The organism is Sulfurifustis variabilis (assembly GCF_002355415.1).
Lineage (GTDB): Bacteria > Pseudomonadota > Gammaproteobacteria > Acidiferrobacterales > Sulfurifustaceae > Sulfurifustis > Sulfurifustis variabilis.
Map to the genome: position 1 here is coordinate 1,664,390 of NZ_AP014936.1, position 24,781 is coordinate 1,689,170.

Annotated in this window: 21 protein-coding genes; 10 read left to right on the plus strand and 11 right to left on the minus strand. The window is 67.0% G+C overall.

Translation table 11 applies throughout. From position 1 onward, the window contains the following. Nucleotides 1–10 precede the first annotated feature (10 nt). The 6 genes from gspG to SVA_RS08030 form a co-directional block, all read right to left on the minus strand. Nucleotides 11–565: a type II secretion system major pseudopilin GspG gene (gspG, locus tag SVA_RS08005; protein ID WP_096460736.1), complete on the minus strand. Its 555-nt coding sequence runs from the start codon at nt 563–565 to the stop codon at nt 11–13. Nucleotides 566–573: 8 nt separating this feature from the next. Continuing rightward, complete coding sequence (gene gspF / locus SVA_RS08010) at nt 574–1,797, minus strand: type II secretion system inner membrane protein GspF (RefSeq protein WP_096460737.1); 1,224 nt, start codon at nt 1,795–1,797, stop codon at nt 574–576. A gap of 111 nt (nt 1,798–1,908) precedes the next feature. Next, on the minus strand, nt 1,909–3,420 hold the full coding sequence (gspE, locus tag SVA_RS08015; protein ID WP_096460738.1) for a type II secretion system ATPase GspE: 1,512 nt from the start codon (nt 3,418–3,420) through the stop codon (nt 1,909–1,911). 3 nt (nt 3,421–3,423) lie between these two features. Then, entirely contained in the window at nt 3,424–5,631 is a 2,208-nt protein-coding gene (gspD, locus tag SVA_RS08020) for a type II secretion system secretin GspD (RefSeq protein WP_096460739.1), read from the minus strand. A 10-nt stretch (nt 5,632–5,641) separates the two neighbouring features. After that, nucleotides 5,642–6,553 carry a type II secretion system protein N gene (locus SVA_RS08025; protein ID WP_169924021.1) on the minus strand — a complete coding sequence of 304 codons (912 nt, stop codon included), beginning with the start codon at nt 6,551–6,553 and terminating at the stop codon, nt 5,642–5,644. Nucleotides 6,554–6,730: 177 nt separating this feature from the next. Then, nucleotides 6,731–7,735, minus strand: coding sequence for a DUF3187 family protein (locus tag SVA_RS08030; protein ID WP_096460741.1), 1,005 nt, complete (start codon nt 7,733–7,735; stop codon nt 6,731–6,733). 164 nt (nt 7,736–7,899) lie between these two features. On the opposite strand from SVA_RS08030, the gene dnaE reads away from it, so the two are divergent. From dnaE to ftsB, 7 genes are all read left to right on the plus strand, one after another. Next, nucleotides 7,900–11,355: a DNA polymerase III subunit alpha gene (gene dnaE, locus SVA_RS08035; protein ID WP_096460742.1), complete on the plus strand. Its 3,456-nt coding sequence runs from the start codon at nt 7,900–7,902 to the stop codon at nt 11,353–11,355. 81 nt (nt 11,356–11,436) lie between these two features. Beyond that, a complete protein-coding gene (locus tag SVA_RS08040; RefSeq protein WP_096460743.1) occupies nt 11,437–12,396 on the plus strand; it encodes an acetyl-CoA carboxylase carboxyltransferase subunit alpha in 960 nt (319 codons plus the stop codon). Nucleotides 12,397–12,402: 6 nt separating this feature from the next. Further along, nucleotides 12,403–13,767, plus strand: coding sequence for a tRNA lysidine(34) synthetase TilS (gene tilS / locus SVA_RS08045; protein WP_096460744.1), 1,365 nt, complete (start codon nt 12,403–12,405; stop codon nt 13,765–13,767). 149 nt (nt 13,768–13,916) lie between these two features. After that, nucleotides 13,917–15,569, plus strand: a complete 1,653-nt coding sequence (locus SVA_RS08050) for a CTP synthase (RefSeq protein ID WP_096460745.1) — start codon at nt 13,917–13,919, stop codon at nt 15,567–15,569. Continuing rightward, nucleotides 15,566–16,405: a 3-deoxy-8-phosphooctulonate synthase gene (gene kdsA, locus SVA_RS08055; RefSeq protein ID WP_096460746.1), complete on the plus strand. Its 840-nt coding sequence runs from the start codon at nt 15,566–15,568 to the stop codon at nt 16,403–16,405. The genes SVA_RS08050 and kdsA overlap by 4 nt, the downstream gene beginning before the upstream one ends. Nucleotides 16,406–16,440: 35 nt before the next feature. Then, on the plus strand, nt 16,441–17,724 hold the full coding sequence (gene eno, locus SVA_RS08060; RefSeq protein WP_096460747.1) for a phosphopyruvate hydratase: 1,284 nt from the start codon (nt 16,441–16,443) through the stop codon (nt 17,722–17,724). A gap of 36 nt (nt 17,725–17,760) precedes the next feature. Beyond that, nucleotides 17,761–18,045 carry a cell division protein FtsB gene (gene ftsB / locus SVA_RS08065; RefSeq protein WP_231971864.1) on the plus strand — a complete coding sequence of 95 codons (285 nt, stop codon included), beginning with the start codon at nt 17,761–17,763 and terminating at the stop codon, nt 18,043–18,045. Here ftsB and SVA_RS08070 read toward each other — a convergent pair whose 3' ends face one another. From SVA_RS08070 to ygfZ, 5 genes are all read right to left on the minus strand, one after another. Further along, on the minus strand, nt 18,046–18,681 hold the full coding sequence (locus tag SVA_RS08070; RefSeq protein ID WP_096460749.1) for a hypothetical protein: 636 nt from the start codon (nt 18,679–18,681) through the stop codon (nt 18,046–18,048). After that, nucleotides 18,674–19,141, minus strand: coding sequence for a universal stress protein (locus SVA_RS08075; protein WP_096460750.1), 468 nt, complete (start codon nt 19,139–19,141; stop codon nt 18,674–18,676). Before SVA_RS08075 ends, SVA_RS08070 begins: the two co-directional genes overlap by 8 nt. A 60-nt stretch (nt 19,142–19,201) precedes the next feature. Further along, a complete protein-coding gene (locus tag SVA_RS20275; RefSeq protein ID WP_269456940.1) occupies nt 19,202–19,333 on the minus strand; it encodes a hypothetical protein in 132 nt (43 codons plus the stop codon). Nucleotides 19,334–19,343: 10 nt separating this feature from the next. After that, nucleotides 19,344–20,933, minus strand: a complete 1,590-nt coding sequence (locus tag SVA_RS08080) for a YeiH family protein (RefSeq protein WP_096460751.1) — start codon at nt 20,931–20,933, stop codon at nt 19,344–19,346. 193 nt (nt 20,934–21,126) lie between these two features. Beyond that, complete coding sequence (gene ygfZ / locus SVA_RS08085) at nt 21,127–22,179, minus strand: CAF17-like 4Fe-4S cluster assembly/insertion protein YgfZ (RefSeq protein WP_169924023.1); 1,053 nt, start codon at nt 22,177–22,179, stop codon at nt 21,127–21,129. 92 nt (nt 22,180–22,271) lie between these two features. On the opposite strand from ygfZ, the gene sdhC reads away from it, so the two are divergent. Genes sdhC through sdhA form a run of 3 tightly spaced genes read left to right on the plus strand, consistent with a single transcriptional unit; the run spans nt 22,272 to nt 24,771 of the window. Further along, on the plus strand, nt 22,272–22,658 hold the full coding sequence (sdhC, locus tag SVA_RS08090; RefSeq protein ID WP_096460753.1) for a succinate dehydrogenase, cytochrome b556 subunit: 387 nt from the start codon (nt 22,272–22,274) through the stop codon (nt 22,656–22,658). Beyond that, entirely contained in the window at nt 22,655–23,008 is a 354-nt protein-coding gene (gene sdhD, locus SVA_RS08095) for a succinate dehydrogenase, hydrophobic membrane anchor protein (RefSeq protein WP_096460754.1), read from the plus strand. Before sdhC ends, sdhD begins: the two co-directional genes overlap by 4 nt. After that, nucleotides 23,005–24,771 (plus strand): succinate dehydrogenase flavoprotein subunit, encoded by a 1,767-nt coding sequence (gene sdhA, locus SVA_RS08100; RefSeq protein WP_096460755.1) that lies wholly within the window; start codon nt 23,005–23,007, stop codon nt 24,769–24,771. The genes sdhD and sdhA overlap by 4 nt, the downstream gene beginning before the upstream one ends. Nucleotides 24,772–24,781: the final 10 nt, after the last annotated feature.

Genomic DNA, 24,781 nt, shown 5'->3' on the forward strand with positions numbered 1-24,781 from the left:
GCCGATGGCGCTATTTCTGCCCGACCACCCAGGAGCCGATATCGGCATTGTATCCCTCTCCGCCCGCCTGGCGGTCGGCGCCGAGACTCACCACGTCGACCTCGCCATGGATACCGGGGTTGAGGTACTGGTAATCGTTCCCCCACGGGTCCTTCGGCACGCGATCGAGATAGCCGCCGCTTTTCCAGTTCCGCGGCGCGTCGCCGGTTTCGGGTCTCGTGACGAGCGCCGCCAGACCCTGGTCCGGGCTGGGGTACGTCCCGTTGTCGAGCCGGTAGAGCTTGAGCGCGTTCATGATCGCGTTGATGTCGTTCTGGGCCGCGACCACCCGCGCCTGGTCCGGTCGGTCCATGATTCGCGGCACGATCAGTCCGGCGAGGATGCCGAGGATGACCACCACGACCAGGACCTCGATGAGCGTGAAACCCCCCGATCTTATGAATGCGCGCGTAGCGCGCTTCGGCTCCGGTAATACGAGGGCGCCCTCTCCCCTCGTGGGAGAGGGAACGAGGAATGCGCGCCTCGGTGCGCGCGACGACCGACGACCATGTTTGTCTCCCTGCATGCCAGACCTCACTTGATGAGCTGATTCATTTCGAAGATCGGGAGCAGGATCGCGATCACGATGAAGAGCACGATCACTCCCATGACCAGGATGAGCACGGGTTCCAGCAGCGCCGTGAGCGCCTTGACCCAGTTCTCGAGCTCGCGCGCCTGCGCCTCGGCCGCGCGCTGGAGCATGGCATCGAGTCGCCCGCTCGATTCGCCGCTCGCGATCAGGTGAATCACGAGCGGGGGAAACAGCCGGGTCTTGCCGAGCGACCGCGAGAGGCTACCGCCCTCGCGCACTTGCCGCAACGCTTCCTCGACGCCGGCGCGCATGGGCAGGTTGTTCACGACCGGCACCGCCGACTGCAGCGCGGGCAGCAGCGGGATGCCGCTCGCGGTCAGGATGCCGAGGGTATCGGCGAAGCGCGCCGCGTTGACGCCCCGGGTGACGCGGCCGATCACCGGCAGGCGCAGGAGCAGGTGGTGCCAGCGAAAGCGCACCGCGGGACTGCGCAGCGCGGCGACGAATGCGACGAGGGCGATCGTTCCGCCGGCAATCCACACGAGCCCGCTCGCGCGCGCGAAGTCGCTGATCGAGATGAGCACGCGGGTGACGAGCGGGAGCGCCTGCCCGGTGTTCTCGAACACGCGCGTGACCTGCGGCACGACGTAGACCAGCAGGAGGGCCACCACGGCCACCGCAACGGTGGTCACGAGCGCCGGATAGATGAAAGCGAGCAGCACCTTCTGGCGGAGCGCCTGGCGGTTTTCCGTATAGTCGGCCAGGCGCTCGAGCACCTCGACGAGGCGGCCCGACTGCTCCCCCGCGTCGATCATCACGCGGTAGATGTCCGGAAAGGCCTGGGGGAAGTTGGCCATGCTGCGCGCGAGCGACTGACCCTCCAGCATGCGCCCGCGCACGCCCGCGAGTATGTTCCGTGTGCGCGCGGATTCCGTTTGCTCGATGAGCGCATTCAGGCACTCCTCGAGGGTAAGGCCGGCGCGGACCAGGGTAGCGAACTGCCGCGTCAGGAGAGCGAGCTCGCTGCCCGATATGCCTCGGCGGCCGCGCCAGGGACGGCGGGCCTGTGCGCCGGTCTCCGGCTGCGTGCGGATGGCGCCGACGTACAGCGGCGTGAGGCCACGCTCGCGCAGAAGCGCGCGGACCTGGCGCTCGGCATCCCCGTCGATCACGCCCTTGACGGCCCGTCCCTGACGGTCGAGCGCCTGGTATTCGTATCCGGCCATCTATCGAAAGAAAGGCGATTTTTTAAGCGTAACGTTGAATGTCGGATGATGGCGGCGCGCGCAGCGCGCACTGCGATTCAATTCAAGACTCAACATGCCGTATTGCGCTCGCTACTCGCGCGACACGCGCAGTACTTCGTCGAGGCTCGTGTCGCCGGCGAGGACCCAGCGCAAGCCGTCCTCGCGGATGGAACGCATGCCGCGCGTGCGCGCATGCTCGCGCAACCGCTCTTCCGAGGCGCCGTCGTGAATGAGCGTTCGCATCGGGTCGTCCACCGTGAGCAGCTCGAACACGCCCGTGCGGCCCTGGTAACCGGTCTGCGCGCAGGCCGGGCAGCCGGCCGGCACGTGGATGTGGACGGAGTCGGCGGAGCCGTTCAGCTGCAGCAGCCGCCGCTCGGCGCTGTCCGCGACGTGCACCCGTCGGCACTGCGGGCAGAGCTTGCGCACGAGGCGCTGGGCGAGCACGCCGATCAGGCTGGAGGCGACGAGGAACGGCTCGATCCCCATGTCGACCAGGCGCGTGATCGCGCCGACCGCGTCGTTCGTGTGCAGGGTGGCGAGCACGAGGTGTCCCGTGAGCGAGGCCTGCACGGCGATCTGCGCGGTCTCGAGGTCGCGGATTTCGCCGATCATGATGATGTCGGGATCCTGGCGCAGGATGGCGCGCAGGGCGCGGGCGAAAGAGAGCTCGATCTTCGGATTGACCTGCGTCTGGCCGATTCCGTCCAGGTCGAACTCGATCGGATCCTCCACCGTCATGATGTTGTGGCGCTGCGTGTCGAGCTGCGACAGCGCGGCGTAGAGCGTGGTCGTCTTGCCCGAACCGGTCGGACCCGTCACGAGCAGGATGCCGTGCGGCTGCGCAATCAGGTGTTTAAGTGTCGCGAGCATCTCGGGCGACATGCCGATGGCGGGCAGCGTGAGCTTGCCTGCCTGCTTGTCGAGCAGGCGCATGACCACCCGCTCGCCGTGCGCGATCGGGAGCGTCGACACGCGCACGTCGACCGGTCGCCCGGCGAGGCGCAACGTAATGCGGCCGTCCTGCGGCATGCGCTTTTCGGCGATGTCGAGGCGCGCCATGATCTTGACGCGCGAGACGAGGAGCCCGTGCGCCGCCTGCGGCGGCTCGATGATGTCGCGCAGCACCCCGTCGATCCGGTAGCGCACCACGGAGCGCGTCTCGAACGGCTCGATGTGGATGTCCGAGGCGCCCTCGCGCACCGCCTGCGAGAGGAGGGCGTTGATCAGGCGAACGATCGGCGCGTCGTCCTCGCTCTCCAGGAGGTCGGCGACGCGCGGGAGCCCCTGGGTGAGCTCCGAGAGGTTCGGGTCGGCGTCGAGACCGTCGACGATTTCCATCGCATGGTTCGCTCCGCGCTCGTAGGCCCGGTTGAGCGCGGCGTCGAACGCCTCCGCGGCGAGCTCCCGCAGGAGGACGGGTTGTCCCAGGGCCCGCTGCAGCTCGGCCAGGACCGCGCTCGAGACCCCGGGGCGCACCCACACCTCGACGCCGCCTTCGGCCTGGCGCGCGGCGATCACGCCGTGGCGCTTGGCGAAGTGGTAGGGCAGCCGATCGGTCCAGGCGGGATCGAGGGCGGGCAGTTCCGGCTGCGCGTGCATGGCCTAGTTGACGGTCGGCGAGCCGTCCGGCGCCTCGGGCGGCCCGAGTTTTTCTTCAGGTGGCTTGGCGGGTTTCGGCGGCTCGGCGGGCGGCGGGGCCGGCTTGAAGCGCTCGAGCATCTCCACGCGTTCACGGTCCGGTTCGCGGCCCTGTGCGCGGATGTAGTCGTAGCGGTCGGACGTGAGGCGATAGCCGTCGTCGGCGCTGCGGATGATCACCGGCCGCAGGAACACCATGAGGTTGGTCTTCTTCTTGGTGTCCTCCTTGTACCGGAAGAGCGCGCCGAGAAGCGGGATGCGGCCCAGCACGGGCACTTCCTGCCGTGTCTCCTGGATCGTGTCCTCGATGAGTCCGCCGAGGACGATCGTTCCGCCGTCGTCGACCAGCACCTTGGTCTCGACCGACCGCTTGTTCGTGACGATGTCGGCCGTGGCGACCGGCGAGGCGGTGACCGTCGAAATCTCCTGGAAGATGTCGAGCTTCACGCCGCCGCCTTCTGAGATCTGCGGCTTGATGCGGAGCGTGATACCGACGTCGCGGCGTTCGATCGTCTGGAACGGGTTGGTCGTCGTGCCGGTGCCGGTGGTCGGCAGCACGAAATTGCCGGTCACGAACGGGACGTTCTGGCCCACGACGATCTTGGCCTCGGCGTTGTCGAGCGTCATGAGGTTCGGCGTCGACAGGATGTTCGCGATCGTCTTCTGTTCGAGCGCGCGCGCCAGCGCCCCGAGGCTGCGCACCTCGGTGCCGTCGGCGAGCGTGATGCTCGGGCCCAGGAACGCGAGCGTGAGGCCGGCGGCGCCCGAGAGCGCCGTCGTCGGATCGACCGCCGTGCCGATGATGCTGGGCTTCGCCCGGGTGAAGTTGGTGACGCCCGCGACCGCGCCGTCGCCGGCCTTTCCGGCGTCGAACCACTGGAACCCGAGCTCGGTCGCCTTGTCGGTCGTGATCTCGGCGATGAGCGCCTCGACGTACACCTGTGCCCGGCGCACGTCGAGCTTTTCGATGACGGCGCGCAGGTTGTTGTACACGGCATCCGAGGCGTTGATGATCAGGGCATTGGTGGCTTCGTCGGCCTGGATCAGGGAGGCCTCCGCGGCGGGGCGCGCGGCCGGGCGGCCGGGGACGCCCGGCGCCGCCGGCGCGGCGGCCGTCTGGGCGCGTGCCTCGCCGGCGAGCAGCCCGCGCAGGACCTCGACGAGCTTCACCGCTTCCGCATTACGCAGGTAGACGACGCGCGTCTGACCGCCGGTCGTCGCCGGCACGTCCAGCTTGCCGATCAGCGAACGGAGCTGGTTCAGGCGGCCGGGGTTGTCGGTGCGGATGAGCAGCGTGTTCGTCCGCAGATCCGGGACGATGGTGAACCGGTCGCCGACAGGCGCCTGCGCCGGCTGCCCCGGGGCGGCGGGCACCGCGCCCGGCGGCGCCGCGAGGCGGGTGATCAGATCGGCGAGGTCGAGTGCGGACGCGTGCTGCAGCGACACGACGGTGACGTCGCTCGAGACCGGCTGATCGATCTTGTCGATGATCTTGAGCAGCCTCCGGATGTTGTCGCCGTAGTCGGTGATGATGAGTGCATTGGCCGGCTCGTAGGCCGAGAGCTGGCTCGTCGGGGCCATGAGCGGGCGCAGCAGCGGCACCATCTGCGACGCCGAAATGTGCTGCACGATGGCGACGTGCGTGTTGATCTGTTCACCGTACGGGATGGTCTTCTCGACGTCCGCGCCCTGTTTCGCTTCGCCCGTGGGCACGATGCGCACCAATGTGCCCGGCCCTTCGACGGCGGTGAACCCCTGCGCCTTCAGGGCCGACAGGAAGATCTGGTACGCGTTCGCGCGCGAGACGGGTTTCGACGAAATGATCGTTACCGTCCCCTTCACGCGCGGGTCCATGAGGAAGTTGCGCCCGGTCATCTGCGAGACGGCCTTGACCACCGCCTGGACGTCGGCGCCCTGGAAGTTCAGCAGCACTTCGCCGGTCTTCACCGGCGTGATGCTCGCGCTCGCCCCGTTGCGCGGCCCGGTCGGCGCGGGCGAGGAGGGCGGCGGGGGTGCGGGAGCGGCCGGCGCCGGCGCGCTCGGCGGCTCCACCTGCCCCGCGGGCGCTCCGTTCGGATCGGCGCCGGGCTGTTGCTGGGCCTGGGCCAGGCCGCAGAACGCGAGCGCCAAGGCGAGAAGCCACGGTCGCCGCGTGTGACGTCGTTCGTTCATGATCGTGTTGTTATTGGAGGTTGTATTGCAGTGACTCGTTCTTGCCGGCGCGGCGGATGTCGACGCTCACCTGGCTCGTGCCGCCCGCGCTGAACTGCTGATACAGCTTCATGACATCGTCCACGGTGTTCACCGCCTGGCCATTCACCGACTGGATCACGTCGCCGACCCGCAATCCCAGCTTCTCGTACAGGCTGCCGGCCTGCACCTCGCGCACCAGGAAACCGCCGCCCGCGTTCGGCACCATCAGGGCCTGGCTCAGGAACTCGGGCCTCTGCAGTTGCCGGTTCATCTGTTCGCGGTTGACGCTGTACGTGTTGCCACCGAGGCGCTGCACTTCCGGCGCGCCCCGCGGACTTCCGCGCGCCGGAGACGCGGCCGGCGGAAGCACGACCGAGCCACCCGGCAGCGCCGGACCGGTGTCCTTCAGCATCAGGCTTTCCGTGGCGCCCCCGCGTCGGATGAGCACGCGATCCGCGTACACCGCGTAGAGCGTGGTGCCGGCGACGATATCCTCGCCGACGGCGAAGGGCATCTCGGGGCCGCCATCGGCGCTGATCAACGCGAAACTTCCCGCCGGCGTCACCATCACGCCGCTCAGGACCAGGTTAAGGCTGCTCGGCGGAATGTGGTCGAGCACCACGGGACCGCTGGATGCCGGAGCGGCATGGCCGAAGAGGTTGGTTGCGAGCAGGGCATCGAGATTGAAGTCGGCGGCGCCGCTCGTGGTTGCGCTGGAAGGGCTCACCGGCGGTACTGGCGGCTGCCAGAGGCGCCACGTCCACTGCGCGAGGCTCGCGCTCAGGAGGACGAGGACGGCCGCATTGATCAGGAGGGCGACCCAGCGCCGGGCGAAAAGCTTTTCGAGCTGCTCGACCAGATGGGGGGACAGATCCCGCCCGGAGGGGCCCGTGGATGGCATCAGAGATAAATCCATAGTCGAAGTATACTATGCATCTCCTTGAATACTCGAAAAAAGCGCGCGATCGCTTCTTTCCTCTCATCCGCCTGGACCTACCGCTCGCGCAATCGAACGGTGAGCCCGACCCCACCAGACTAGCAGGAGAGCGGGGACGGGAGTGACAGCTGTTCCATGGTCTCAAAAATAGGTGCGAAGGGCGACGAGGAAACTCACGTCGGGGGCGGTGTGGACGAGGAGATCCTCGGTCACGCCGAGGTCGAGCGCCAGGCGGCGAGAGACCGTCCAGGTACCCCCGAGCACCACCTGGATCGAGACGTCTCCGAGCGGGGTGAGGTCGGTCTGGCTGTAGAAGGGCGTGTGAGCATTCAACTGCGCCTTCAAGGCGATGGCGGGCAGTGCGCGCCATTCCGCGCCGGCCGAGCCAAAGGCGACGAGCCGGTACTGCTGGTCGGGCAGCAACTCCCCCTTGCCCAGCCAGAGGACGCCCCCGCCCGCCTGCCAGCCGACCTCGCCGCACCGCTCCCTGCCGCAACCGGCGACGAGCCAGACCGCCAGGTCGGCCGCGCCGCTGCCGAGGAGCTCCTCCGCGTCGCCGGTCGGAAGCTTCAGACTCGCTCGCAGGGTGACGTTGCTGGCGCGGGGGTCGATCACCAGCTGATGGGCGCCGGTCAGGCGAAAGTCGCCGATTCCCGAGGCGGGTGTGGTGATGTCGACGAGGGCCTCCGACCCGCGCCGGTAGTAATAGGTCAGGCTGTCCTGCGGAAACCGGTCCCGATCCCCGTTGGGCAGCCCGAAGGCGTTGTGCCAGTTCTCGATGAAGCTGTCCAGGAAGCCCCCGTCGTACGACACGTAGGGCACCTCGAGACCCAGCTCCGTGCCGGGCCGCGGGCTGAACGCGAACCGCATCGTCAGCCGGCGGCTTTCTCCGTCGAGCACGAGGAACTCGTCCCGCCGGCTTTCCGCGATCAGCGTGTTCGCGATCTCGTAGGCGACCTGGAAGCGCCGTTGCCCGGGCGCAAGCACCACCGCCGAGCCCATGGCCGGCAGTCCGTAGATCTGAACGAGCGGGCTCTGGTTGAACGTATAGAAGAGCTCGTCCTCGGTCGCGGAAGCGGCGGAAGCGAGGACGAGCGCGAGTAGCGCGAGGGCGACAGCGTGGAGGCGTGCGGGTGTAGGAGGCATCGGCCGGGCGAGTATAGAACGAGCGTCGGAAGCTTCCACGATAAAAAATAAGCGGTTGTGTGGAATTGATCAGCGGGTACTTCAAGCATCTGCGGCGATGAGCGGCGTCTATCGAATCACCGCGGCATCTAGCCGGGAGTCCGGTTTATGCGAGAATCGGCGCCGTGACCGCGCCCTTCGTCCATCTCCGGGTACATTCCGAATATTCGCTGACCGACGGCATTGTGCGCATCCCCGACCTCGTGAAGGCGACGGCAGAGGCGGGCATGCCGGCGGTAGCGCTCACCGATCTGGGGAACGTCTTCGCCGGGGTCAAGTTTTACCAGGCGGCGGTTGCGGCCGGCGTCAAGCCGATCATAGGGGCCGACCTCTGGGTGGCGAACTCCGGCGATGCCCACAAGCCGCTGCGCCTCACGCTGCTTTGCCAGAACCGGGAAGGCTATCAGAACCTGTCGCGGCTGCTCACGCGCGCCTATCTCGAAGGTCAGCACACCGGGCGGCCGTGCATCGCGCGTGAATGGCTGGAAGGTCTTTCCGGCGGCCTGATCGCCCTGTCGGGCGGACACGAGGGCGACATCGGGGCAGCGCTCCTCGCCGCTAACGGCGTTGCCGCGCGTGTCCTTGCCGCCGACTACGTGGCGTGGTTTCCCGGCCGGTTCTACCTCGAGCTGCAGCGCACCGGACAACCGCGCCAGGAAGAGTACAACCATCTCGCCGTCGCCTTCGCCGGCGAGACGGGCCTGCCGGTCGTCGCGACCAATCCGGTGGTGTTCCTGCAGCGCGATGAATTCCAGGCGCACGAGATCCGCGTGTGCATCCAGGAGGGGCGCATTCTTGCGGACAGCCGCCGCCCGCGGCGCTACACGACGCAGCAGTACTTTCGCAGCGCGGCCGAGATGGCGGAGCTTTTCGCCGACGTGCCCGAGGCCTGCGCCAACACGCTCGAGATCGCGCGGCGCTGCAACTTCAGGCTCGAGTTCGGGCGCTACTACCTTCCCGCGTTCCCCGTCCCCGAGGGAATGACCATCGACGAGCTCCTGATCCGCGAGGCCCGGGTAGGGCTCGACCGAAGACTGTCGAAGCTGCCGGACGCCGAGCGAACCGTCAAGGAGCCGGCCTACCGCGACCGGCTGGAGATGGAGATCGAGGTCATCGCGAAAATGGGGTTCTCCGGCTACTTCCTGATCGTCGCCGACTTCATCCGCTGGGCCAAGGAGAACGACGTGCCGGTCGGGCCCGGTCGCGGCTCGGGGGCGGGCTCGCTCGTCGCGTACAGCCTCGGGATCACCGAGCTCGATCCGATCAAGTACGAGCTGCTCTTCGAGCGCTTCCTGAACCCCGAGCGTATCTCCATGCCGGACTTCGACGTGGACTTCTGCATGGAGCGGCGGGACCGGGTCATCGAGTACGTGCAGTCGCGCTACGGCGCCGACCACGTTTCGCAGATCATCACCCACGGCACGATGGCGGCGCGCGCGGTGGTGCGTGACGTCGGGCGCGTGCTCGATCATTCCTACGGCTACTGCGACAAGATCGCGAAGCTGATCCCGGCCGCGCCCGGGCAGGAAATCACGCTCGAGGACGCGCTCAGGCAGGAGCCGCTGCTCAAGGAGCGCTACGACAGGGAGGAGGACGTGCGCGCGCTCATCGACAGTGCCCGCGCGCTCGAGGGTCTCGCGCGCAGCGCCGGCAAGCACGCGGCCGGCGTCGTCATCGCGCCCGGCCCGCTCACCGACTTCATGCCGCTCTACTGCGAAGCCGGGAACCCGCTCACGGTCACGCAGTTCGACATGATCGACATCGAGGCGCTCGGCCTCGTGAAGTTCGACTTCCTGGGCCTTCGCAACCTCACGATCATCGACCACGCGCTCAAGATCATCAACGCGGAGCGCGCGACGCGCGGGGAGCCGCCGATCGTGATCGAGGACCTGCCGCTCGACGACGCGACGACCTACTCCCTCATCAAGTCTGCGCGCACGACGGCGCTGTTCCAGCTCGAGTCGCGCGGCATGAAGGAGCTGATCACGCGCCTGAAGCCCGACAAGTTCGAGGAGATCGTCGCGCTGGTCGCGCTGTTCCGCCCGGGCCCGCTCCAGTCGGGCATGGTCGACGACTACATCAACCGCAAGCACGGGCGCACGGCCGTCAAGTATCCGCATCCCAGTCTCGAGGCGATCCTCAAGCCCACCTACGGCGTCATCCTGTACCAGGAACAGGTGATGCAGATCGCGCAGGTACTCTCGGGCTACACGCTCGGCGGTGCCGACCTGCTGCGCCGCGCCATGGGCAAGAAGAAGCCCGAGGAGATGGCGAAGCAGCGCGACGTGTTCGTGAAGGGCGCGGAGGGTCGGGGCGTGAACGCCAAGCTCGCGGCCGACATCTTCGACCTGATCGAGAAGTTCGCGGGATACGGCTTCAACCGATCGCATTCCGCGGCGTACGCGCTCATCGCGTACCAGACGGCGTGGCTCAAGGCGCATTACCCGGCGGCGTTCATGGCGGCGGTGCTCTCGTCCGACATGGACAAGACCGACAAGGTCGTCACGATGATCGCCGAGTGCCGGGACATGCGGCTGAACGTGATCCCGCCCGACATCAACCGGTGCCAGTACGCGTTCGTGCCCGTCGACGACAAGACCGTTCTCTACGGGCTCGGGGCGATCAAGGGGCTGGGCCAATCGGCGATCGAAGGCATACTCCAGACGCGCGAAGAGGGCGGACCCTTCCGTGACCTGTTCGACCTTTGCCGGCGTATCGACGCCCGGCGCGTCAACCGGCGCGTGCTCGAGTCGCTCATCAAGGCCGGCGCGCTGGACGCGCTCGGGACCCACCGGGCGGCGCTCATGGCCTCGCTCACCAAGGCGGTCGCGGACGCGGATCAGCACAGTCGGAACGTCGCCACGGGGCAGTCCGATCTCTTCGGGGCCGGTCCGGCGCCGAGCGAGGCGCTCGCCTACGAGGCGGTGCCGGAGTGGAGCGAGGACCAGCGCCTGGAGGGCGAGAAGGAGACGTTGGGCCTCTACCTGACCGGGCACCCGATCAACCGGTATGCCGACGAGCTCAAGCGCATCACCAGCGCCACGATCGCCGAGCTCAAGCCCACGCAGGACCGGGCGGTCGTCGTCGCCGGCCTCGTCGTCGGAATGCGCATCATGCAGACCCGACGGGGCGACCGTATGGCGTTCATCACCCTGGACGACCGGACCGGCCGGCTCGAGCTCGCCGTCTTCTCGGAGCTTTTCGAGCGAAACCGCGATCTCCTGGTGAAGGACACCCTGCTGATCGTCGAGGGGCACGTGGCCGTCGACGAGTATACCGGCGGTTTCAAAATGTCCGCGGAGAAGCTCTATAATATCGAGCAGGCGCGCGCGGCCTTCGGTTCCCGCGTGGTCATCGAACTGGACGCGGGAATCGCGGGGAACGGCTTTGTCGACGAGCTCCGGGAGATTCTCGCACCCGCAAGCCAGGGGCCATGCCCGGTACACCTTCGGTACCGAAGCGACGCCGCGGAGGCCGAAATCGTGCTGGGCGAGGAGTGGAGGATACGCCCCAGCAGCGCGGTACTCGAGCGACTGGCGCGCCTCGCCGGCGAGCGCAACGTCCGTCTGGTCTACCGCTGATCCGTCTTTGTCGGCGGGCATTGCCCGAGCAAGAACAACGAGGTGCGCGCGCCCGATCGGCGCGAACGCCAGAGAGCGAGGATGAACCACAACTATCTCGACTTCGAGCAGTCAATCGCCGAGCTGGAGGCCAAGATCGAGGCGCTGCGCTCGGCATCACGCGAGACCGACCTGAACATCAACGAAGAGGTGAACCGGCTGCGCGCGAAGAGCCGGAAGCTCACCGAATCCATCTTCACTTCGCTCACGCCCTGGCAGGTCTCGCAGCTCGCCCGCCATCCGCTGCGTCCCTATACCCTCGACTACGTCGCGCGCGTCTTCACAGATTTCGAGGAATTGCACGGGGACCGCGGGTTCGCCGACGACCCGGCGATCGTGGGCGGGATCGCCCGGCTCGAAGGACGCCCGGTTGTCGTTATCGGACACCAGAAGGGGCGCGACACCCGTGAGAAGGTGCGGCGCAATTTCGGCATGCCTCGGCCCGAAGGTTACCGCAAGGCGCTACGGCTCATGCATCTCGCAGAGCGGTTCCGTCTGCCGGTGATCACCCTCATCGACACGCCGGGCGCGTACCCGGGGGTGGGCGCGGAAGAGCGCGGGCAAAGCGAGGCCATCGCCCGCAATCTTTATGTCATGGCCCGCCTCCAGACGCCGATCGTGAGCGCCGTTATCGGCGAGGGAGGATCGGGCGGCGCGCTCGCCATCGGCGTGTGCGACCGGCTCCTGATGCTGCAATACGCGACCTATTCGGTGATCTCGCCCGAAGGCTGCGCTTCCATCCTGTGGCGCGCCGCCGATCAGGCGTCCCAGGCGGCCGAGGCGATGGGCATCACCGCCGAAAGCCTGTCGCGTCTCGGCCTCGTGGACGAGGTGGTGAGCGAACCGCTCGGCGGGGCGCACCGCGACATGGAGGACATGGCCAATCGACTCAAGCGCGCGCTCGTGACTTCGTTGGACAAGCTGCTCGGCATCCCCGCGGAGCGTCTGCTCGAACAGCGCTACGCGCGCCTGATGCAGTACGGGGAGCTCGACGAGCGCTGAGATCCGGTGCGCGGCCAAGCGCAATCCCACCCTTCGTTTTCGGTTGACGCGCTCGCGCGTATCCTTTCCGATAAGCTCGCTCTCGCCCCCGGTGCCAGGCTCCGCGTCGCCTACAGCGGCGGTCTCGATTCGCACGTGCTGCTTCATGCTGCGGCACTCCTGCGCGAACGGGGCTGGGAGGTATCCGCGATTCACGTCGATCATGGTCTGCGCCGCGAGTCGGCCGACTGGGCCGCGCACTGCCGTGCCGTCTGTCGCGCGTTCCACGTAGAGCTGCTCGTGGAGCGGGTGCAGGTCGACGGCATCCGCAAGCGGGGCGTCGAGGACGCCGCGCGCCGCGCGCGCTACGGCGCCCTCGCCAGACTCCTCGAGCCGGAGGACGTCCTTCTGACCGCGCACCATCGCGACGACCAGGCGGAGACCGTGCTCCTGCAGCTCTTGCGCGCCGCCGGTCCGCACGGTCTCGCCGCCATGCCTCCCATCGCCCGGTTCGCACAAGGATGGCTGGCGCGTCCGCTGCTGGCGTTCGGGCGCGCGGCACTGCGCGCCTATGCGGAACGGGAAGGGCTGGCGTGGATCGAGGACACGAGCAACCGTGAGGACGGGATTGCGCGCAATTTCCTGCGCTCGCGAGTTCTTCCGCTCCTCGCGCGCTACTGGCCGCAGGCCGCGGAACAGCTCGCCCGGGCGGCGCGGCACCACGCCGAGGCCGCGGCGATCCTCGATGAGGTAGGGTGCGCGGACCTGGAGCGGGTGAGAATCGAGGAAAACGCGCTGTCGCTCGCCGCGCTCGGGGGGCTTTCACCCCCGCGTCGGGCCAACGTCGTTCGCTACTGGATCCGGCGACGGACGGGACAAATGCCGCCCGAGCAGGCGCTCAACGATCTCCTGGCGCAGCTTCGTTGCCGCCCGCGCTCGCGGCGTGCGCTTATCCGGTGGCCGGGCACGACGGTGGAGCGTTACCGGGACCAGCTTCGGCTCGTGCCGCCGGGACAGTTGCCCGGTCCGCAATGGGAGGCCGAGTGGGATCCCGGCGTGCCGCTGGCGATCCCGGGTACGGAATGGCGCCTTCGCGCGCGCACGGGCGTGGGCGCCGGTCTGGCAACCGAACGTCTCGCGGGGCGGAGGCTCCGCGTGCGTTTCCGCCGCGGGGGCGAGGTATGCCGTCTCCCCGGACGCACACACCGCCACAAGGTGAAAAAGCTTCTCCAGGACGCCGGCGTTCCGCCGTCGGAACGCGCGCGTCTGCCGTTCGTGTACGTCGACGAGGAGCTGGTCGCGATCGGTGATCGCTTTGTGTGCGAGCCGTATGCGGCGCGGCCCGGCGAGGCCGGCCTGCTGCTCGAAATCGAACGTTCTTCGCCGCCGTGACGTCGTTCCGGTTGTGTAAACATGTGCCATCTGGTAGCGTGTCCTTCCGTTCCGGTGAACGGGAGAGCGCACCGGTTGAGCGGCACAGGACGTGCCAAAGGGCCGCACGGCCCTCGTCGAAGGCTCGACATCCGCAAAACGGGCGCTGAATGACCAAATACGTTTTCGTGACCGGCGGTGTGGTCTCCTCGTTGGGCAAGGGGATCGCGACCGCCTCCCTCGCCGCTCTGCTCGAAGCCCGCGGACTGAAGCCGACCCTCCTGAAGCTCGACCCGTACATCAACGTGGATCCGGGCACGATGAGCCCGTTCCAGCACGGGGAGGTCTACGTCACCGAGGACGGGGCCGAAACCGACCTGGACCTCGGTCACTACGAACGGTTCGTGCGCACCAAGATGACGCGCAAGAATAACTACACGACCGGCCGGATATACGAGGGGGTGATCCGCAAGGAGCGCCGCGGCGACTACCTCGGTGCCACGGTGCAGGTGATCCCCCATATCACCGACGAAATCAAGCGGAGCATCCAGGAAGGCGCCGGCGACGCCGACGTGGCGCTCATCGAGATCGGCGGCACGGTGGGCGACATCGAATCGCAGCCGTTCCTCGAGGCCATCCGACAGATGGGCATCGAGCTCGGCCCGGAGAACGTGGTTTACATCCATCTCACGCTGGTGCCCTACATCGCGGCGAGCGGCGAGATGAAGACCAAGCCCACGCAGCACTCGGTGAAGGAGCTGCGTTCGATCGGCATTCAGCCAGACGTGCTGCTGTGCCGAGTCGATCGTCCCCTTCCGGAAGACGAGCGGCGCAAGATCGCCCTGTTTACCAATGTCCCGGCCAAGGCGGTCATCCCGGCCGAGGACGCCGACAGCATCTACAAGGTCCCGATGCTGCTGCACGAGCAAGGGCTCGACGACATCGTCGTGGAGAAGTTGCGCATCGATGCGCCGCCCGCGAAGCTGAACGAATGGGAGAAGGTCATCTACGACATGGAGCACCCGACCGGCCAGATCACGGTCGCCCTGGTCGGGAAGTACGTCCACCTGGCCGACTCGTACAAGTCGCTCTCGGAAGCGCTGCTGCACGCCGGGATCAAGACACGCACCCGCGTGAAAATCCGCTACGTCGACTCCGAGGTGCTGGAGAACGCGGGCACGGCCGCCCTCGACGACGTGGACGCGATCCTCGTGCCCGGAGGCTTCGGGGAGCGCGGCACCGAAGGCAAGATCAAGGCCGTGAACTACGCGCGCACGCGCGGGGTTCCGTATCTCGGCATCTGCCTCGGCATGCAGATCGCCGTCATCGAGTTCGCACGCAACGTGGCGGGACTCGCGGGCGCCCACAGCACGGAGTTCGCGCGCGAGACCCCGCATCCGGTGATTGCCATGATTACCGAGTGGACGACGGCCGAAGGCGGCCGGGAGCGGCGAACGGTCGGCGCCGATCTCGGCGGTACCATGCGCCTCGGTGGCCAACCGTGCCAGCTCCTGTCCGGGTCGCGCGCCCGGGCGCTCTACGGCAAGGATGTCATCGTGGAGCGCCATCGACACCGTTACGAGTTCAATAACCGCTACCGCGAGATCCTGCGGGAGAAAGGGCTGGTGATCGCCGGCACCTCGATGGACGGGATGCTCGTCGAGATCGTGGAGATCAAGGAACATCCGTGGTTCGTCGGCGTTCAGTTCCACCCCGAGTTCACGTCGACGCCGCGCGACGGCCATCCGCTCTTCACCGGCTACATCGCCGCGGCCCGCGCGCGCCGTGAGGCCACCGAGCCGAGGCAGGCAGCCGCCCGATGAAGTTGTGCGGTTTCGAGGTCGGCCTCGACCGGCCTTTTTTCCTGATTGCCGGTCCCTGCGCCATCGAGTCCGAATCGCTCGCGCTCGACACCGCGGGGCGCCTGAAGGAAATGACCGCGGCGCTCGGCATCCCCTTCATCTACAAATCGTCCTTCGATAAGGCGAACCGCAGCTCGCACGCATCGTTTCGCGGGCTCGGGATGGAACGGGGCCTCGCGATTCTGGAGAAGGTGCGGCGCCAAATCGGGGTGCCGGTGCTCACGGACGTGCATGACGTCCCGGAGATCGAGCCCGTGGCCTCCGTCGTCGACGTGCTGCAGACGCCGGCATTTCTCTGCCGGCAGACGGATTTCATCCAGGCCGCCGTGCGGTCTGGAAAGCCGGTCAACATCAAGAAGGGCCAGTTTCTCGCGCCGCACGACATGAAGAACGTCGTCGAGAAAGCCGTCGCCGCAGGCGGCAAGGACCGCGTGCTGGTGTGCGAGCGCGGCGCGAGCTTCGGCTACAACAACCTGGTTTCCGACATGCGCGCGCTCGCCATCATGCGCGAGACGGGCTGCCCGGTCGTGTTCGATGCGACGCACTCGGTACAGCTTCCGGGCGGGCAGGGCTCCCGTTCGGGCGGCCAGCGGGAATTCGTTCCGGTGCTCGCCAGGGCGGCCGTCGCCGCGGGGGTGTCGGGGATTTTCATGGAAACCCACCCCGACCCCGAGAAAGCGCTCTCCGACGGCCCCAATGCCTGGCCGCTCGGCCGTATGGCCGATCTGCTGCGGACGCTGCAGGCGATCGACGCCCGTGTGAAGGCCGAACCCCTCGCGGAGGCCGACCTGCTTTAGAATTTATTCCTGTTTTCCTCCTCAAAAGAACAACGATGCCTGCCATTGCCGATATCCGTGCGCGCGAGATCCTCGACTCGCGCGGTAATCCCACCGTCGAAGCCGACGTGGTGCTGGACTCGGGCGCGCTGGGCCGCGCCGCGGTGCCCTCGGGCGCGTCCACCGGCGCTCGTGAGGCGATCGAGCTGCGGGACGGGGATACCCGCCGCTACGGGGGGAAAGGGGTCCTGAAGGCGTGCCAGAACGTGAACGGACCGATTCGCGAGCGGCTCCGGGGCCGCGATGTCCGGGACCAGGCGGGCATCGATGGACTGATGATCGAGCTCGACGGGACCCCCAATAAATCGCGGCTCGGGGCGAACGCGATCCTCGCGGTGTCGCTGGCGGCGGCGCGGGCGGCCGCGGCGGCCGGCGGGCAGCCGCTATACCGTTATCTCAACCCGTCCGGTCCCTACGTGCTGCCGGTTCCGATGATGAACATCGTCAATGGCGGAGCGCACGCGGACAATAACGTCGACCTGCAGGAGTTCATGATCCTGCCGATCGGCGCGGCCAGTTTCGGCGAGGCCCTGCGTTGCGGGGCGGAAGTCTTCCATGCGCTGAAAAAGGTGTTGAAGGCGCGCGGGCTTTCGACGGCGGTGGGCGACGAAGGCGGCTTCGCCCCCGACCTGCCATCCAACGAAGCGGCCCTGCAGGCGATTCTCGAAGCCGTGGAAGCGGCCGGCTACCGGCCGGGCAAGGACGTGTGGCTGGGTCTCGATGCCGCGAGCTCCGAGTTCCACCGCGACGGCCGCTACCTGCTCGAGTCGACCGGCGAGACGCTGACGGGCGAACAGCTGGTCGACCTGTTTGCCGCATGGTGCGACAGGTACCCCGTGGCGAGCATCGAGGACGGCGCCGCCGAAGACGACTGGGACGGCTGGAGCGCGCTCACACGCCGGCTTGGCGGGAGGGTCCAGCTCGTCGGCGACGACCTTTTCGTTACCGACGCCCGTATCCTGAGGGACGGCATCGCGCGCGGGATCGCGAATTCGATCCTGATCAAGGTCAACCAGATCGGCACCCTGACGGAGACGCTCGAAGCGATCCGCGTGGCCCGGGAAGCCGGATACACGGCGGTGATCTCACACCGCTCCGGCGAGACCGAGGACAGTTTCATCGCGGATCTCGCCGTGGCGACAGGGACGGGGCAGATCAAGACCGGGTCGCTCTCGCGTTCCGACCGGGTAGCGAAATACAACCAGCTTTTGCGCATCGAGGGCGAGCTGCGTGGCGAGGCGCGCTACCCCGGGCGGGACGCGTTCCGTCAGCTGCGGTAAAGGTCCGGTTCGCTGGGCTGTAGTAGAATGCGCCGTGTGAAGCCCCTCGTCATCGCCCTCGGCGCCCTGCTGCTCCTGTTGCAGTACCCTCTTTGGCTGGGAAATGGCGGCCTGCTCGGGCTCTGGGAGATCAAGCGCGAGATCGCCCTGCAGGTTACCGAGAACCGGCACCTCGCCGAACGAAACCAGATGCTCGCGGCGGAAGTGATCGACCTGAAGCAGGGGCTCGAGGCGATCGAGGAGCGGGCCCGTATCGAACTCGGGATGATCAAGGGCGGCGAGACGTTCTACCAGGTCATCGACAGCCCCGACCGCAAGTAGCTACTTGTTCTGCTCCAGCACGTAGATCAGGAGCACGAACAGAAAGAAGGCGAACTCCACGACGGTGATGAGCCAGAGCAGCCAGACGATCCGCCTGGCCGATGGTTTCATGGGTATCCACAGCCGGCGGATGTACCAGCGCCACCCGGGTACGCGGCCATAGCGGTGAAAGCGCAGGAAGTAGACGCGCAGCGCCTCGCCCCACGCAAGCAGGCTCTTGTCCACCTCGCCGGCGCGGCGTTCCCGCTCCGCGTCCGGGACGCTTTCGTAGTCGTCGGCGATCGTCAACCGGCTTCCGCCTTCTGCCGGTTCGATCGTGAAGACGGTCCTTTTCTTCAGCCCCTGCGCGTACTCCACGGCGAAGCCGAGGTCCGGACCGGGACGCACCTGCATGTCCAGCGCGAGCTCCTGCTTGTTGCTCTCGTTCCGGAACTCGACGCGGCAGCGGTCCTGGCCCGTCTGACGCCACGATTTGAAGTACAGATAGGGATTCACCCGAAACATCGCCTCGATGTCGCGGGAGAGCTCGTGGAGCCGCTCGGGCGAAAGACGGGTTGGAATCGTGACCCACGCCGCGTCCGAGGAGCGGATGGGAGCGGGCGGTGCCGGACGGGCTTCGAGCGCGGAGTCACTCATAGACAGCGGGAACCAGGAGCAGGGGGGTTCCCAATGCGCGCATGACGTCGTCGGTCAGCATGCGCGAGCGGAATCCCAGGACGCCGCGCGGACGGGGCGTACCGAGCACGACGAGGTCGACTTCGTGCGTGCGGGCGAACTCGACGAGCAGCTTCGCCGGATCTCCCTGACCCATGGCGAACTCGTGCACGAGCCGCTTCGCGTCCGCCAGGCCGGCCACGCGGTCGCGGTGCTCGCGGATTTCCTTTTCGAGCTCCGACTCGAGGTGGCGGGCGAACGCGTTCCGCGCACCGGACTGGTTGCGCCAGTCGGTCGCCATCATGCCCTTCCAGAACTCCGGGACGATCAGCAGGTGGTAAAGCGTCCCGCCGGAGGCGCACAGATCCACGGCGGCACGTTCGGCCGCCTGGGCCCCGTGGGTCCCATGGCTGGCGAGCAGGATTCGGGCAACGTTGTTCATGGGCAAAAAAATCCCGGGGTCGCAGAGCGGCCCCGGGAGAGAGTCTAACGCGTCAGGCCGTTACCGCGGAACCGTGGCGACGACGACGGCAACGATGATGAGCGCCACGATCAGCGCCATGAAGTCCTCGGCGCGGTCGCTCTTGAAGATGGAGAGCGCCGTGCCGCGCTCGAACTTGGGTTTGTCAGCCATGGCAGTTTCCTCAGATCTTTTCGTGGACGAAGAGCAGGATCACGACGAGCGAGCCGATTGCCTTGGTGAGGCCGACGACGGTGCCGATGAAGAGCGGCTGCCCGCCCGCCTGGGCGATCGAGCTGAACGTGATCTGCATGCCGAGGCCGGTGAGGCCGAAGGCGAAGAACCAGACGATCAGCGTGCGGAACCAGCTCACGCGCTTGGCGGTGTGGTAGACCGCCTTGTGCGAGTCCTTGAGGACCTTGTCCGCGTCCTTGGACAGGATCTTGGCGTTCACGACACCGCGCAGCACCGTGTCATGATCGGGCGAGGCCACCTTGCGCTCCGCGATCAGCCGCTCCAGGGCCGCCCGCTGGTCCTCGCGCTGGACCTTGGGCAGCTCGGCCTGCAGCAGCGCCGCCTGCTCGTCGGTCACCATCTTGCTCGCGGTCTTGCCGGTGACCTTGTCGGTCTTGACCATCACCTTCTCGGAGTTGTCGAAGTACTTGCCCTTGTAGTGCTGCGCCGGGGCGAAGATACCCGTGGTCGAGAGGGCGAAGAGCAGGATGAAGCCGAGCACGAACACCGGGAACTTGCCGACGATCACCTGGCCCAGGTTCACGCGCTCCGCGGTGGTCTCCCGCTTCACGTACCACACCGCGAGCCACATCACGATGATCGGCAGGAACAGGATGCGGGTGATGTTGAAGATCTCGGCGACCTTCAGGGTCTCGATGCCGTTCGGCTGGAAGATCAGCGCCGCGGCCGCGACCTGCGCGGAGTTGAGGATGCCCGTGCCCGCCCACGCGCCGAACTGGATATAGCCCAGGCCCAGGGCCCGACCCACCGGCGGGAAGATGAACATCATGAGCACGCCCCAGAGCAGGATCGTGCCGATGGTGTAGGCGATCTCGGAGGACTTGGCCTGCACCACGGGGGCCGCGGCGACCGAGGCGGAAACACCGCAGACGCCCACGCCGGCTGACAATACGCCACCCATGGAGTTGGACACTCTGCGCAGCCGGCCGAGCCAGAGCACCATGGCCACCGAACCGAGCACGAAGAACCCGATCAAGATGATCGACAGCCCGCCAAGCTGCCGCAGCTCCGCCGCCGAGTACAGGCCGCCCAGCAGGATCACGCCGACCTTGAGCCCCAGGCGCGACAACCTCACCCCGTTCTCGGCCCAACCCGGCACCTTGAACACGTTCACCACGATCATGCCGACGATGATGCCGAGCAGGATGTAGTTGAAGCCGAGCGTCTTTTGGAAGTTCCAGCCGATCGCCTTGTCGGCCATCACACCCCACATTTTGAAGAGGGGCTCGGCGTAGTACTTCACGATGAAAACCATCAGCAGGATGAAGATCGCGCCGCCGATGGTGGAGAGGTAGTAATCGACATTGCCTTCCTTGGGCGTGGCGAACAGCTGCCATAATCCGACGACAACCGCGATGGCGCCGAAGATGTAACCCATCGTCGTCATCTCGCCGGCCAGCTTCGAGGTGTGCAGGGCCTGCAGTACGCCGTTGAGCATGCCCTGTTGAACCAACCAGGCGTAGCCGACCATGATGATGCCCATGATCAGTGTCGCTGGCGTTCGTTTGGTGTAGACCATGTGTGCGACTCCTCCGAGATGTGTGTGATGTTTCTTGTATCGTGTCGACGGTGTACCGCCGACTTCATCCCTGTTCTTATTTATTAGCGTTTACTTATATATTCAGCTTCCAAACAGCATGGATTCAAGCACAGGCAAGCAGAAGCAGACAAGCACGAACCGCGACGCTCGGCCGTCTGCGGGGAGGTCTCGCTCAGCCCGGATGGGGGAGGGAGTAGGGAAGCGGGCGCAGATCGAGCCGCGGACCGTCGGGTGTCCGCCAGTGGAGCTCACCCGTCGCGACGCTGCTCGTGTGCACGACGGCGAGCAGATCGACCCCGTCGTCCGGCGCCGCGTGCGCCTGCACGACCGCGCCGGTCGCCTGAGCGTGATCCGGAGCGTAGATCGCATCGCCGGGCTTCGGCTCATCGTCGCCGCTCCGGCTCAGGTGCAGGCGATACATGCGCTCCTTGAGTCGTCCAAGGTAATGGACACGCGCGACGATTTCCTGACCGGGATAGCAGCCCTTCTCGAAACTCACGCCGCCGACCAGCTCGAGATTGACCGTCTGGGGCACGAATTTTTCCTGGGTGTCGCGACCGACGTCCGCGATGCCCGCCTCGACGTCGAACCACTTCCACCAGTGACCTGCGACCGGGCGCGCCCCCTCGTTCTGGAGCGTGCTCCACAGTGACCGGGCGGAAGAGACGGACCCGACCAGCTCGAAGCGGTCGCGCGGACCGGGAATGTGGAGCACGGTCAGGTCGCCGGACTCGAGTGAACCGCTTTCATCGGGAGACGCGCCGAGCGCGCTTCGGAGCATCTCGGGAGCTCGAGGACCGGCGAGGCCGAAAGTGACCCGTTCGCCATCGGCCTGCTCGAGCGTCACCTTGCTCCGCAGCACGTACCTGCGCAGCCGGTCGAGGATGGCGTCTCTCAGATCCAGCGGCAGCCGCATGAAGTAATCGGACCCGTGCCGAAAGACGCGCGCGATCGCGAGCAGGCGTCCTTGCGGCGTGCAGTAACCCGCCAGTAGGTTTCCGCCCGACTGGAGGCGCCGGAGATCGTTGGTCAGCTGCCCGTTGAGGAAAGTGACGGAGTCCGTTCCGCTCGCCCGGATGAGGCCGTGGTACGCGCCGAGGTCGAGCAGCACCGGGCCGGCGGTCACCGCTCGGCGCTCCGCCGTTTCATTCCCGAAATGACTCGCGCCGCTTTCGTCGAAAAGGGCGCCGTGAGAGGCCAGGTGTTCCTTCCAGTCGGGATGCATGTTCTCTTGTGCCGGCGACGCAGGAAACGGCATGATAGCCAAACGTCGGCGGCGGGCAATCAATTCCCGGAGGACGGCAGGGCAATCGGACGATGGGTGCGTATCCCGAACGAAAGCGACCGGTCTATCTGAACCTCTTCAAGATCCGCCAGCCCATCGGCGCGATCGTCTCCATCATTCACCGCGTGACGGGTATCGCGTTGTCCTTGATGCTCGCGCCCGCGCTCTATGCCTTCGATCTGTCGCTGCGCAGTCCGGCCGACTATCAGCGCGTCGCGGACGCCCTTTCCACGGTCGGAGGAAGATTCGGCTCGCTCGTGGTCGTCTGGATGCTGGTGCAGCATCTTTACTCGGGGGTCCGGCTTCTGCTCCTCGATCTCAACGTGGGAGTGCGGATCGACGTCGCCCGGCGCAGTGCCTGGCTCACGCTCCTCGCCTCGGGTGTGACGGTCATGATGATCGGAGTGCTGCTCATATGAAATGGCGAGGTCACGTCAGTGCCCACACGGGAACGGGGGAGTGGCTGTGGCAGCGGTTCAGCGCACTCTACATAGGCGGGTTCACCCTGTATGTCGCGGGCCGGCTGCTCTTCGGATCCCTCGCCGGCCATGATGCGTGGCGCAGCTGGCTTTCGGGCGGGCTCGTGCGCCTGGGCTTCGCGCTCCTCATCGCGAGCCTGCTGATTCACGCCTGGACCGGTCTGCGGAGCGTCTACATCGACTACGTGCATTCGCTCGGGGTGCGCTTCGCGGTGTCCTTTCTGACCGCCCTCGGTCTCATCGCGCTCGGGCTGTGGGCCGCGCGCGTGCTGTTGACCGTCGCAGCATGACCGGCATCGCGCGCCGCCGGTTCGACTGTCTGGTGATCGGCGCGGGAGGCGCGGGCCTGCGGGCGGCCCTGCAACTCGCGCAAGCCGAGGTCAGCGTCGCCGTCATATCGAAGGTCTACCCGACGCGCTCGCACACCGTGGCGGCCCAGGGCGGGATCAACGCGGCGCTCGGCAACGTGCGGCCGGACAACTGGCACTGGCACATGTACGACACGGTCAAGGGCGGCGATTATCTGGGCGATCAGGACGCGATCGAGTACATGTGCCGCGCAGCGCCTCGGCTCGTCGTGGAGCTGGAGCACTACGGCGTGCCTTTCACGCGGCTGGAGAACGGGCGCATCTACCAACGACCCTTCGGCGGGCAGAGCCAGAACTTCGGCGGCGAGCAGGCGGCGCGGACCTGCGCCGCGGCCGATCGCACCGGCCACGCGCTGCTGCATTCGCTCTACCAGCAGAACCTCCGGGCCAAGACGCATTTTTTCGACGAATGCTTCGTGCTCGACCTGCTCGTCGACCAGGAAGGGTATGTGCTCGGTGCGTTCGCGCTCGAGATCGAGACCGGCGAGCCGATCGTCTTCGAAGCAAAGGCTACCCTGCTCGCCACAGGCGGGTCCGCGCGCCTCTATCGCACGACCACCAACGCGCTGATCAACACCGGTGACGGCATGGCGATGGTGCTGAGGGCGGGGCTTCCTCTCGAGGACATGGAGTTCGTCCAGTTCCATCCGACGGGTATCGCCGGCATCGGAATCCTGATCTCCGAGGGCGTGCGCGGCGAGGGCGGTTATCTCGTCAACAGCCGGGGCGAGCGCTTCATGGAGCGCTACGCCCCGAAAGCGCTCGATCTGGCCTCCCGCGACGTCGTGAGCCGGGCAATCTATACGGAGGTCAAGGAGGGGCGGGGCTGCGGACCGAACAAGGACCACGTCCTGCTCAAACTGGACCATCTCGGGCCGGAGATCATCAAGTCCCGGCTTCCGGGCATTCGCGAGTCGGCGATGATCTTCGCGCAAGTCGATCCGATCGAGGGGCCGATTCCGGTCTATCCGACCGCGCACTACACGATGGGCGGAATTCCCACTGATCGTTTCGGCCGGGTGGTGGCGCCGGTCCGCCACGGACCGGAGGAAGCGGTGCCCGGTCTCTACGCGGTGGGCGAGTGCGCGTGCGTGTCGGTCCATGGCGCGAACCGCCTGGGCGGGAACTCGTTGCTCGACATCGTCGTGTTCGGACGCGCGGCGGCAAACCACATCCTCGAGCACCTGGGGGAGTACCGCTATCATCGCCCGCTGCCGACCGGGGCCGCGGAGCCGGCGCTCGCGCGCCTCGAACGCTGGGCGCAGTCGGGGCCGGGGGAGTCGGTCGACGAGGTGCGGGAGGCGCTGCGGCTGGCGATGGAGCAGTACTGCGGCGTGTTCCGCACACAGGACGTGCTCGAGGAGGGCATTCGTCAGGTCGAGGCGCTGGTCCAACGCATGGAGCGGGCGCGTCTGAAGGATCAGAGCAAGGTGTTCAACACCGCCCGCGTCGAGGCGCTGGAGCTCGAAAACCTCATGGAGATTGCGCTCGCCACGGTGTATTCGGCGGCTGCCCGCAAGGAGTCGCGTGGGGCGCACTCGCGTCTCGATTACCCCAAGCGCGACGATGTCGGCTGGCTGAAGCACACGCTCTACTACCGGGACGAACGACGCATCGATTTCAAGCCGGTGCGCACGAAGCCGATGACCGTGGATGCTTTCCCGCCCAGGGAGCGCACGTACTGAGATCACGAGC